General features: G+C 61.7%; 8 protein-coding genes. 2 read left to right on the top strand and 6 right to left on the bottom strand.

The genetic code is table 11. From position 1 onward, the window contains the following. Positions 1 to 8: 8 nt before the first annotated feature. Positions 9 to 4,820: an NAD-glutamate dehydrogenase gene (locus ACE3PP_RS18725; RefSeq protein WP_374384796.1), complete on the bottom strand. Its 4,812-nt coding sequence runs from the start codon at positions 4,818 to 4,820 to the stop codon at positions 9 to 11. Positions 4,821 to 5,104: 284 nt separating this feature from the next. On the opposite strand from ACE3PP_RS18725, the gene ACE3PP_RS18730 reads away from it, so the two are divergent. Next, on the top strand, positions 5,105 to 5,458 hold the full coding sequence (locus ACE3PP_RS18730) for a hypothetical protein (RefSeq protein ID WP_374384797.1): 354 nt from the start codon (positions 5,105 to 5,107) through the stop codon (positions 5,456 to 5,458). 14 nt (positions 5,459 to 5,472) lie between these two features. Further along, positions 5,473 to 6,258 carry a serine protease gene (locus ACE3PP_RS18735; RefSeq protein WP_374384798.1) on the top strand — a complete coding sequence of 262 codons (786 nt, stop codon included), beginning with the start codon at positions 5,473 to 5,475 and terminating at the stop codon, positions 6,256 to 6,258. Here ACE3PP_RS18735 and nhaA read toward each other — a convergent pair. The 5 genes from nhaA to ACE3PP_RS18760 all read right to left on the bottom strand — a co-directional run bounded on the left by nhaA (position 6,221) and on the right by ACE3PP_RS18760 (position 12,360). After that, the gene (gene nhaA / locus ACE3PP_RS18740) at positions 6,221 to 7,402 is read right to left on the bottom strand and encodes a Na+/H+ antiporter NhaA (RefSeq protein WP_374384799.1); all 1,182 of its coding nucleotides are present in this window, start codon (positions 7,400 to 7,402) and stop codon (positions 6,221 to 6,223) included. The genes ACE3PP_RS18735 and nhaA overlap by 38 nt on opposite strands. Further along, positions 7,399 to 8,712, bottom strand: coding sequence for a sodium:proton antiporter NhaD (gene nhaD, locus ACE3PP_RS18745; RefSeq protein WP_374384800.1), 1,314 nt, complete (start codon positions 8,710 to 8,712; stop codon positions 7,399 to 7,401). Before nhaD ends, nhaA begins: the two co-directional genes overlap by 4 nt. A 286-nt stretch (positions 8,713 to 8,998) precedes the next feature. Further along, entirely contained in the window at positions 8,999 to 9,361 is a 363-nt protein-coding gene (gene hspQ, locus ACE3PP_RS18750) for a heat shock protein HspQ (protein WP_374384801.1), read from the bottom strand. A gap of 14 nt (positions 9,362 to 9,375) precedes the next feature. Beyond that, on the bottom strand, positions 9,376 to 9,747 hold the full coding sequence (locus tag ACE3PP_RS18755; protein WP_374384802.1) for a response regulator: 372 nt from the start codon (positions 9,745 to 9,747) through the stop codon (positions 9,376 to 9,378). A gap of 30 nt (positions 9,748 to 9,777) precedes the next feature. After that, entirely contained in the window at positions 9,778 to 12,360 is a 2,583-nt protein-coding gene (locus ACE3PP_RS18760) for an ATP-binding protein (protein ID WP_374384803.1), read from the bottom strand. Positions 12,361 to 12,491 lie beyond the last annotated feature (131 nt).

The raw sequence follows: 12,491 nt of genomic DNA on the forward strand, positions 1-12,491 counted from the left end.
GTCGCTGCTTAGTCCAGCAAACTCCTGAGCGCGCGATTGGCGACGGCCAGCATGGCGAGTTCCAGTTTCGCCGTCTGACGGAGATCGTTAAAGAGGGCCTCTGCACGCGGGAGGGCCCCGCTGCGCTTGGCCTTCCAGCCTTCGATCGCCTTTTCGCCGGTCAGGGCCAGGTCGTTGGCGAGAACCGCGCTGGTCAGATCGCGCTGGTGGGTATTGAGATCGTCGATGATCGCGAACACCGCCAGGCGCTGCCAGTGGCTGTCGCCGATAAGGCCCTTGGCCCCGGACCGCAGCCAGTCGATGTTAAACTGGTCGCCGACCGCGAAATAGGTCGCCGCCACGTCCTCGACCTTGATCTTGGTCTGGGCCGCGATCTTCACCACGTCGAGAATGGTCGCTAGCGAGCCCAGCTGCGAGATGCGGCGGGCGAGCGCTTCCGGGACGCCGGCCGATTGCAGGGCGCCTTGGCGCTTCTGGTTGGCCTGGGTGTCGGACGCCGAGATGATCTTCGGCAGGGCCGTTTCGATCGCGGCGATGCCCGGTGCCGCCGCCTTGATGTTGGCGGCGATGTCGAGTGGATGCTCGCCATTGCGGAGGAACCACAGCGTCGCCTGTTCGGCGAGGCGGTTGATCTCGATCAGCATCGAGGTCTGGACGCTGGCCGAGACCTTGTTGTCGAGCCCCTGGATCGCCGTCCACATGTCGCGCAGCTTGAAGGCGCCGCGCGTGATGGCATAGGCGCGGGCGATGGCCGAGGCACTTTGCCCGGTCTTCTCCTTGGTCACATGAACGAAGGTCGCCCCCATGCGGTTGACCAGCGAGTTGGTGACGACGGTCGAGATGATCTCGCGCCGCAGGCGGTGCTTGGCGATGAGCGGCTTGTAGCCTTCCTGCAGCTTCTTCGGGAAATAGGTGATGAGATCGTCGGCCAGCTGCGGATCGTCGGGGACGTCAGAGGGCAGCAGCTCGTCATAGAGTGCCATCTTTGAATAAGCGAGCAGCACCGCGCTTTCCGAGCGGGTGAGGCCGATGCGCTGCGTCAGGCGCTGGCGCATGGTTTCGTCGTCGGGAAGGTATTCGACTTCGCGGTTGAGCTGGCCGGTGCGTTCAAGTGCCCGCATGAAGCGGCCCTGCTGGTCGAGGAGCGTATAGCTCTGCGCCTCGGCGACCGAGAGAGCCTGCGATTGCAGGTAATTGTCCCGGAGGACCAGGGCGCCCACTTCGTCGGTCATTTCCGCGAGCAGCTTGTCGCGCTGCTTCATGGTGAGGTCGCCCGCCGCCACCGCCTCGTTGATGAGGATCTTGATGTTGACCTCATGGTCCGAGGTGTCGACGCCGGCGGAATTGTCGACGGCATCGGTGTTGAGGCGCTTGCCGGACAAGGCCGCCTCGACGCGGCCGCGCTGGGTGCAGCCCAGATTGGCACCTTCGCCGACGACGCGGGCCCGGAGATCCTCGGCATTGACGCGGAGCGCGTCATTGGCGCGGTCGCCCACATCGGCGTGGGTTTCCTCGGAGGATTTCACATAGGTGCCGATGCCGCCGAACCACAGCAGGTCGACTTCCGCCTTGAGGAGCTGCTGGATGAGCTCGTTGGGTGTCATCTGGTCCTGGGTGAAGCCGAAACGCTGCTTCACCTCGGCGCTCAATTTGATCGACTTGGCTTTACGTTCGAAGACGCCACCGCCAGCCGAGATCAATTTGGCATCGTAATCGCTCCAGGCCGAACGCGGCAGGTTGAAAAGGCGTTCGCGCTCGGCAAAGCTCTTCTTCACGTCCGGATTGGGGTCGAGGAAGATGTGCATGTGGTTGAAGGCAGCTACCAGCTTGGTGTGCTGCGACAGCAGCATGCCGTTGCCGAACACGTCGCCGGACATGTCGCCGACACCGACGCAGGTGAAGTCGACATTCTGGATGTCGTGATCGAGTTCGCGGAAGTGGCGCTTGACGCATTCCCAGGCACCGCGCGCGGTGATGCCCATTTTCTTGTGGTCATAACCGGCAGAGCCACCCGAGGCAAAGGCGTCGTCGAGCCAGAAGCCGTAATCGCGCGAGACCGAATTGGCGATGTCGGAGAAGGTCGCCGTGCCCTTGTCAGCAGCGACGACCAGATAGGGATCGTCGCCGTCATGGCGCACGACCTTCAACGGCGCCTTCACGGACCCGCCAGCCAGATTGTCGGTGATGTCGAGGAGGCCGCGCATCAAAGTCTTGTAGCAATGGACGACTTCGGCCATCACGGCATCGCGGTCGCCCTGGACGGGGCGTTTCACCACGAACCCGCCTTTCGAACCCACCGGCACGATGACGGCGTTTTTCACCATCTGCGCCTTCATCAGCCCCAAGATTTCGGTGCGGAAATCCTCGCGCCGGTCGGACCAGCGGATGCCGCCGCGGGCGACCTTGCCGCCGCGCAAGTGAATGGCCTCGGCACGCGGGCTGTAGACGAAGACCTCGATCATCGGCCGCGGCAGCGGCAGTTCCTCGACCTTCTGTGAATCGAGCTTGAAGGAGACATATTCCTTGGGCCCGCCTTCCGCCGCCGGCTGGTAGAAGTTGGTGCGCAGTGTGCAAAGCACGGCGTTGAGATAGCGTCGCAGGATGCGGTCCTCGTCGAGGTTGACGACGGCATCGAGCTTCTGTCCGATCTTCTCGACGACCTGCAGCGACTTGGCATCGCGGTCGCTGCCGAAAGCCGGATCGTTGCGCACATGGAAGAGCTGCACGATGTTGCGGGCGATGCCGGGATTGGCGTTGAGCGTCGCTTCCATATAGGCCTGGCTGAACGGGATCGCCGCCTGGCGCAGATATTTGCAATAGGCGCGCACCAGCGTGATGTCGCGCCAGGCGAGGCCCGCCGTGATGACCAGGCGGTTGAACCCGTCATCCTCCATGCGGCCGTCCCAGATATGGGCATAGGCCTCGTGGAACTTGTCGCGGATGGCGGCAATGTCGACCTCGCGCCCATCAGCCGTCACCATGACGAAGGCATGGATCCAGACCGATTGCTCGTTGCCTTGCGGGCGCACCTCGAACGGGTTTTCGCTGATGACCTTGAGACCGAAATTTTCGAGCGAGGGGAGCACGTTCGAGAGGGCAATCTTGTCGCCGGCCTTGTAGAGCTTCAAATGCAGCTCGTTCTCGGCCGCTTCGATCGGCCGGTAGAGGTTGATTGCGGTCTTGTTCTCGCGCAAAGCCTCTTCGATGCGGTCGATGTCGGAGACCGCGGCGTGGGCGTTGAAATATTCCTCGAAGCCCAGCGGAAAGGCATCGCCATAAGAGCGGTGGAGCGTCAGGCCTTCCGCCTCACCCTTGGCGTCGATGAGGGCATCCTTCAGATGATCGCCCCAGGAACGGCAGGCATCCGCCACCAACTGTTCGAGTTCCTTGACGTCATAGGGCGGAATCTCGCCGGGCTTGGTCGCGATGATGAGATGTACCCGGGCAAGCGGGCTTTCCGTCAGATAGACGTAATAGGCCGACACGCGTCCGTTGAACGCCTTGCAGAGGATGGTTTGGATGCGCTGCCTGAGTTCCGTCGTCTGCCAATCGCGCGGCAGATAGACGAAACAGGAGATGAATCGCTCATAGGGGTCGCGACGCACGAAGAGGGCGACGCGCTGTCGGTCCTGCAGGTTGAGAATGCCGAGCGAGGTTTCGAGGAGTTCATCCTCGTTGATCTGGAACAGCTCGTCGCGCGGATAGGTCTCGAGGATATGGACCAGCGCCTTGCCGTCATGGCTCTGTGGGTTGAAGCCGGCGCGCGTGGTGACAGTCTCCACCTTGTGGCGCAGCAGCGGAATTTCCCAGGGCGAACGGTTGTAGGCGACCGAGGTGAAGAGACCGGCAAAGAGATGCTCGCCGACGGCTTCGCCCTTGTCGTTGAAGATCTTGATGCCGATCGTGTCGAGATGCACGTTGCGGTGCACGGTCGAGCGCAGATTGGCCTTGGTGACAAGGATCATCTTGGGCTGAGTGAGGAAGTTCCGCACATCCGGCGGCAGCGAGTCGAGATTGCGCATGCCTTCGAAGACGCGCACTTCCGGATCGCGCAGCAGGCCGAGGCCAGCTTCCTTCTTGATATGATAGGTGATGTTTTCCTTCTCGCCGGCGAAGGTGTATTCGCGGTAGCCGAGGAAGGTGAAATGGTCGTCATTGATCCATTTGAGGAAGTCGGCAACCTCGGCCACCTCTTCCTTGGGCAGCGGCAGCTTGCGCTTGGCGGCCTCGGCAATCGCCGCGTCGAGCTTGGCGCGCATCTTCTGCCAGTCCTCGACCGCGAGGCGTACGTCGCGGAGCACGGTCTCCATGCGCGCTTTGATCTGGTCGAGCTGTTCCTGCGTCGCCACCTGATTGATGCGCAGCTGCATAATCGATTCAGGCTTGCCGCCTTCGTCGCCGATGGCCGTGAGCTGCCCCTTGGCGTCGCGCACAGCGCGCATGATCGGATGGATGACCAGATGGACACCGAGTTCCTGGCGGTTGAGTTCCGCAGTGAGCGAGTCGACCAGGAACGGCATGTCGTCATTGACGATCTCGACTACCGTATGCGTGCTGCGCCAACCATGTTCATCAATGCGCGGGTTGAAGACGCGCACCTTCGCCTGACCGGGATTGCGGGTTTGTGCGAAGTTGGCGAGTGACAACGCGGCACTGAAAAGATCCTCGGCGCTTTCGCCGGCAATGTCGGATTGCGGAACATTGGCGTAGAACTGGCGGATGAAGGTTTCGATCTGACCGGCGCGCTTGCGCTCGATCCTTTCGCCAATAAAGCGGACGACTTCTTCGATCAGCTGGTTCTTCAGCTTTTCAGCGCGCATGATTTCGGTTTCCCCGGGACAGTTATGCAGTTTGATTAGTTGTTGTTATTGCTGGCGATTCTAGCCGATCGGCAGGAAAAGAGCCAATCCGGCACAAAGCGCGTCGAACCCGTCGAAAAGGGTCCTTTCATGATGATTTCGTTGGGTTCAAGAACCGTTTTCACGCTTCTTGCCCTACTTTGGTAAAGAAAATTTAAACCATCAGGGGTCATTCTCGGCAAAAGCGAAGGGGAAACCGCCCGATTTCACGCGGATGGTCAGGTTCGCTTTCGAAGGAGATGAACATGCTGATGGACGAAGTCCGCGGCGAAGCCTTTTTGCGCAAGCTGCCGCAGGATGTGCGCGACAGCCTGACGCCGGAACAGACTGCCGCGATCAGTCGTGTCGCGCAGGGGTCCATCCAGCGCCGGCATCCGATCGATTTCCGCGTCTCGATGCCGCTCCTGTTCGGGGAACGCGCCTATTTGGTGCTGCTCATCGGCAAGGAAAAGCGGTCGGTGGCGCGTCGTCAGATCGACCGGCAATTGCGACCGGCCGACCGGCTCAGCCAGGTCGTGGTCTTTGGCCTGGGGTTGGCCGCTTTCACCTTGGCAGCCTTCATCGGCCTGCTGTTCCACAATGCCGTGCTGGCGCCCTGAAACAGCTGTCTTTCTTGCGTTTCCAATCCGCTTTGCTGGCCGGCCTCGCCATCATTCTGGCCGGGAGTGCCGCTGCGCAAACCTCGACTTTGCCACAGCTTCCCAAGATCGGCATCGAGGGTGAGGACAACCGCATCCGCACCGATCCCAAGGAATGGCCGTGGAGTTCGATCGGCCGCGTCAACCGCGAGATCGGCGGGCATTGCACGGGGACGCTCATCGCTCCCGACTTGGTCCTCACCGCCGCGCATTGCCTTTACAACAAGGATGACGGGCGCTGGACCATCCCGATGGAGGTCCATTTCGTCGCCGGCTATGACCGCGGTTCCTTTTCGGCCCATGCGCGCGGCAAGGCGTTCTATCGCGACCCTGACTATAATCCCAAGAGGGCGACGCGCGTCGCGGAAATGTCGCGCGACTGGGCGATCATCGAGCTCGATCAGAAACTCAAGCTGAAGCCCGTGCCGCTGAGTGCCCGCGCGGCGCAGGCCCTGTTCGACCGCAAGCCGCCGATCCCGGTCGATGCGCTGGGCTATAACGGCGACTGGGCCGAGATCCTGATGCGGCACAAGGGCTGCGATCTGCAAGGCCAGTTGGCCGAGCGGCCACTGCTGCTCCATCGCTGCGACACGACTTTCGGTGCGTCCGGCGGGCCGCTCCTTTCCTGGCAGGGCGACAAACCGGAAATCGTCGGCATTCTTTCCGGCGTCCTCACCCTGAAGGACAAGAGCGAACTCGGTGCCGCCGTGCCCGTCTGGACGGTCAGGCCTGAGGCGCTGAAGCTGGGCTCGCCGCGCTGAGGCGCAGCACCAGATAGCCCGCGAAAGCCGAAGCAAGCGAGCCGCCGATGACGCCGAGCCGGATCTCGGCCGCCAAGGCCGGGTCGGGGAAGGCCAGGCCGCCGATGAAGAGCGACATGGTGAAGCCGATCCCCGTCAGCAGCGCCACGCCATAGATCTGCATCCAGCCAGCACCGGCCGGGCGTCGGCAGAGGCGTAAGGCCGTGCCGGCGATGACGGCGATGAGCACGCCTGCTTGCTTGCCGAGGAAAAGGCCCAGGGCAATGCCGAGCGTCAGCGGATGGAGCAGCGTCTCCAGGGTCAGGCCGGCCAGGCTGACGCCGGCATTGGCAAAGGCGAAGATCGGCATGACCCCGAAACTGACCCAAGGATGGAGCCCATGCTCGGCGCGGCTGAGCGGTGCCGCCGCGACGTCGCCCGATTTGGTCCGGTAGGGAATGAAGAAGGCGACGGCGACACCGGCGAGCGTTGCATGCACGCCCGATTTCAACACGCAGACCCAGATGAAGATGCCGATCAAGACATAGGGTGTGATGCGCTCAATGCGCATGATGTTGAGGACGAAGAGGCCAGCAAGGCCGATGGCGGCAAGACCCAGCGAAACCAGCGAAAGATCGGATGTGTAGAAGATCGCGATGATGATGATGGCGCCGAGATCGTCGATGATGGCGAGCGCCAGCAGGAAGATCTTGAGGCTCTGCGGCACGCGGCTCCCCAGCAGGGTCAGGACGGCGACGGCAAAGGCGATGTCGGTCGCCGCGGGTATGGCCCAGCCGCCCAGGAATTCCGGGCTCGACCTATTGATGAAATAGTAGACGAGGGCAGGCATCGCCATGCCGCCGAGGGCGGCGATGCCAGGAAGCGCCGCCTGGGCCGGCGAGGAAAGCTCGCCGCCCACGATCTCGCGCTTGATCTCAAGGCCCACCAGGAAGAAGAAGACGGCCATCAACCCGTCATTGATCCACAGCAGCAGCGGCTTCACCAGGCTGAGCGGCCCCAGCGTCACGCCGAAGGGGATGTCGAGAAAGCCCTGGTAGAAGGGCGCCAGGGCCGAATTCGAGCACAGCATGGCCAGGGCCGAGGCGATCAGCAGGAGGATGCCGCCGCTCGATTCCAGCTGCAGGAACTGCTTGATCGGATTCATGGCAGGGTCGCCTCAAACAGCCCGGCATTGATGAAGCGATGGACGGCGATGGCGGCGACATAGCCAAGCGCCACCGCCCAGCTCCATTTCAGATGGCTCATGAAGGTGTAGACGCCGCGCGCCTGGCCCATGAGGGCGACACCCGCGGCCGACCCGATCGACAGGATCGAGCCGCCGACGCCGCAGGTGAGTGTGACCAGCAGCCATTGGCCGTCGGACATGGTGGGGTCCATCTTGAGGACGGCGAACATCAGCGGAATGTTGTCGACGATCGCCGACAAAGCACCGATGGCGATGTTGGCGGGCGTGGGGCCGAGATCGGTATAGAGGATCTGCGACGTCACCGCGAGATAGCCCATCGCCCCGAGGCCTCCCACGGCGAAAATGATGCCGAAGAAGAACAGCAGCGTGTCGAACTCAACGCGCTGGATCTCCTTGAACGAGTCGAGCAGCATGTCGGAATCGTCGCGCCGCTTGCTCTGGCGGGTGAGGTAGTAGGCAAAGAGCTGCAGGTAGCCGAGCCCCAGCATCATGCCGATGGCCGGTGGCAGATGCAGGAAGTTCTTGAAGGTGACGGCCGTCGCGATCGTTGCGGCAAACAGAAGAATGGCGCGGCGGGCGCCGGGTTTCAGGCGTGCATTTTCCGACTTTGGCTTGGGTTTGCCGGGCGGAACGGCGAGATGCATCAGGGCCGCCGGTACCAGCCAGTTCACCACCGACGGCAGGAACAGGTCGAAGAACTCCCAGAAGCTGAGCTTGCCGGCCTGCCAGACCATCAGCGTGGTGATGTCGCCAAAGGGCGAGAAGGCACCGCCGGCATTGGCAGCAACCACGATATTGATGCAGCCGAGCGCGATGAAGGCCCTGGAACCGGCGCCGAGCGCGATGACCACAGCCCCCATGACCAGGGCCGTTGTCAGATTGTCGAGCACCGCGGAAAGCGGGAAGGCGATGGCCCCGGTCAGCCAGAACAGGGTCCGGTAGCCGAGGCCCTTCCCGACCAGTTTGGCGCGCAGCACATCGAACACGCGCCGTTCCTCCAGCACGTTCACATAGGTGATGGCGACCAGGAGGAAGAGCAGCAGTTCACCGTAATCGAGGATGATTTCCTTGACCGCTTCATGGGCCGCTTCTGGCGCGCCTTGCGATTGGTAGCCGATTGCCACGAGCGCCCAGATGAGGCCCGCCGCCACGAGGACGGGCTTCGATTTTCGCATCTCGATGGCTTCCTCGCAGATGACGAGGAAGTAGGCGGCCCCAAAAATGGCAAGAACGGCCAATCCGGTCCAATGCGTCGTCAAATCAATCACCGGCACCCCGCTATGTTCGAGCTTCAGGGGCCTAACATAGCGACGGCGGATTGATTCTGTCGCGCAGAACAGGAAATCGGTGGCCGATTTGGCCGAAAGCCTCAGAAATCAGCCCGAAACAGCCTCAGGCGAGGCTGGGAAGGGCCAGGATCAGCATCATCAGGGCCGAGAAGGCGATTGCCTCGAACGCGCTGCGCAGATTGACGGCCATGACGCTCTCCCTCTGAAGTATCGTTTATGGACCCTTTATGTTCTATTTAAGTTCCAAAGTCAAGCCGATCGATAACTAGTTGAGAAGCGGGCCTTTTCGCTGGTACCCGGCACCATCGAAATCCTGGAACATTTCGGCCACCATCGGGTGGCGGCAGGGTTTCCCGGTCTCATCGGGCAGCAGATTCTGTTCCGAGACATAGGCGACATAGGTCGTTTCGGCATTCTCGGCGAGGAGGTGATAGAAAGGCTGGTCCTTGTGCGGGCGCAGATCGGCTGGGATGGATTGCAGCCATTCCTCGGTATTGGCGAAGACCGGGTCGACATCGAAGATCACCCCGCGAAAGGGATAGACCCTGTGTTTCACCACGTCACCGATTTTGAAGCGCGCCGTGCGCGCTGTTTCATTGCGATCCGTCATGGTGCCAGAAATTGGCATCGCGGCACCTCCGGTCAAGCATTTTCACCGATTGCCTTGCCGATGGTATCGAGCAGGCTGTCGCGGGTGAAAGGCTTGGGCAGCAGAAATGAAGCGCCGAGGCGATCGGCAAGTCGCAGGGCGTCGATACGCAGCGCAGAGGAACCGCCGGACATGGCGATGATGGGAAGCGCCGGTTGGCGCACGCGGAGATTCAGGATGAGTTCGATCCCCTCCATCTTCGGCATAATGATGTCGGTGATGATGAGATCGACCGGGCGCCTGTCGAGGCTCTCAAGGGCGAGGCTGGCATCGGAAAAGGATTCGCAGAGATGGCCGGTACCCGCCAGCATGCGCTCGATCATGCGCAAGATTGCCGGATCGTCGTCGATGGCCATGATCAACATGCCGACACCTCATCGTCCTTTCGTCCGCGCTCAACCCCCGCGATCCAGGATGGTTCGAACCCGCTCGGCCAGTTCGCGCAAACGATAGGGTTTGCTCATCAGTTCCACGTCGAGCCCCTGGGGCATGCCATTGCGGGCGGCCCCCTCGGCAAAGCCGGTAACGAGGAGAAGCTTCACGCCAGGATGGCGCGCACTGGCTTCGGCGGCGAGGTCGAAGCCATTCATCCCGCCCGGCATGATCACATCGGAGAAGAGCAGATCGACCCTCACTCCCTGCGACAGTACGGCAAGAGCCGCGGCAGCGTTCTTCGCCTCGATCACCTGGTAGCCGAGATCTTCAAGCTGGCGCATGGCCGTCTTGCGCACGGCATCATTGTCATCGACAAGGAGGACCGTCTCCGAACCCCGCGGCAGGCCGTTGCCGGGCAGCACCGCCTCGACAGCGGATGCGGACACGGCTTCGGCACGCGGCAGATAGATGGACACGGTGGTGCCGTGACCAGGCTCGCTATAGATCTTGAGATGGCCGCCCGATTGCTTGGCAAAGCCGAAGGCCATGCTGAGACCAAGACCGGTGCCCTGCCCCGGCGCCTTGGTGGTGAAGAACGGTTCGAGGACCCGGCCCAGGATATCGGGCGCTATGCCGATCCCATTGTCGGTCACGGAAATGCGGACGTAGTCCCCTGGCTTCACTTCCGCGTTGCTCGCCGCATATTGCTCGTCGAGATGGGCATTCGCGGTCTCGATGGTAAGATTGCCGCCGTTCGGCATCGCATCACGCGCGTTGATGGCCAGATTGAGCAAGACGTTGTCGAGCTGGCCCGGATCGACGAGACAAGACCACAGATTGCTGGCGCAATGATTGCTGATCGAAATGGTCTCGCCCAGCGTCCGGCGCAACATCGTCGTGATTTCGCCGATGTGCCGCCCGAGATCGAGCATGACGGGCGTGAGGGCCTGGCGCCGCGCAAAGGCCAGCATCTGGCGCGTCAGCTTCGCGCCCCGCAAGGCGCCCCCAATTGCTTCATTGGCAAGATCGCGGTCGCCGGGTTCTTTGAGGTGCGGCAGCAGCATGTCGAGATTGCCGATGACGACGCCGAGGAGATTGTTGAAATCGTGGGCGATGCCGCCGGTAAGCTGACCTACCGCTTCCATCTTCTGTGCCTGTCGCAGCGAAGCTTCGGCGCCGCGCAGGTCGGTGACGTCGCGCACCGCGATGACGATGCCCAGTCGATCGCCGCGCTCATCCAGGATTGGCTGGCCGTTGACCAGCATGGTACGGATCGGTTCACCCTTGCGGATCCGCGCCAGCACTTCGGCGTTGATGACGCGTTCCCCATTCATCACGCGCGCAAGCGGTACCTGTTCAAAGGGCAGCGGATTCATGGCGCTGTCGAAGATCGCGTCGTTGAAGGCGATCAGATCTTTATAGGTGGTGAATTCTGTGTCCGGCAGCCCCAGGGCCTTGGCCGTCGCATTCATGAAGGTAAGCCGGCCGTCATTGTCGAAGCCCAGGATAAGCTCGGACGTATTGTCGATGACGGCGCGCATATAGCGTTGCTGCTCGAGGAGCAGGCGCTGCTGCTGTTCAAGGGATTGCGCCATGCTGTCGAGGCTCGCTGCCAGCGTTCCGATCTCTCCTTTATCGTTGGCAAGGCCGCTACGCGCGGAAAGATCGCCGCTGGCGATGCGGGTGCTTTGATCGAGGAGAAGCTGCACCGGCCGGGTGATCAAGCGCATACTCATGACGTAGGTGACGAGCGCGATGCCGGCTGCAATCAGCAGGAGCAGGGCAACCTTGCGGACACTGTCATCGTCGATGCTCCGCATCACGTTCGCGATTTGCAAATTGACAGCCAGATAGATCGGCGCCGATCTGGCGCCACGCTGGATTTTCAGAAGATGGGTGAAGGTTTCATTGCCGTTGAAGTCCGGCAGCATCTGGTCGCTCGATCGTTCGATTCCATGAAACGCCGCGAAAACGGGGTGATCGGCGACCGATTTTCCCACCCATGCGGGGCCATTTGGGTAGTGCGCCATCACCAGACCGTTCTGATCGATCAAAGTGAAGCTGGCATCAGGTGGCATCGAGGCCGCGGCGTCATGTTCCCCGAACCAGCCAAGGTCGATGGAGGTGTAGGCAATTCCCGTCATCCGGTTGTCGGGCGATAGGATGGGAAGGGCAAATCCGAGTGCCGGCCGGCCGGTAACGCGGCCGATGATATAGTCGCCGATCGTGAAGCCGGTGCTTTGCAATGCGCGCTGGAACCAGAGCCGGTCGGCGACTGACACGCCGACACCTTTCGGGTTGCTGGCGCAAACGGCGGTGCCCGTCAGATCGGTCGCCAAAATGATCGCATAACGGGGCTGGCTCTGAATCAGATCAGCCATGAGGGACGAGCAGGCAGGTGCCGTCATGTTGCGAACTTCTGGAATGCGGGTGAGCATGTCGAGCATCCCCTCGGCGTGGGAGATGACGCGCTCCAGGTCGCCCTGAATCGACTGCGCGAGTTTCTGTCCCTGTTCGTGCGCGCGCACAATTTCACGTTCGCGCGCCTCGACGACATCATAGGCAACCACCGCAGATGCCGGCCCAAGGACGGCCAGAATCATCAACAGCAACCGATTCCGCAGGCTCCAAAACATCGTGACTGCATTCTCCCCGTCATTCTTGCGAATTATAGGTGTATGAGCGCCGATGCCAATCCTTTACAAGGGGTTAGAGTGGTTTTGGCGAATTGACT

The organism is Dongia sp. (genome assembly GCF_041910485.1).
In the GTDB taxonomy this organism is placed as follows: Bacteria; Pseudomonadota; Alphaproteobacteria; order Dongiales; family Dongiaceae; genus Dongia.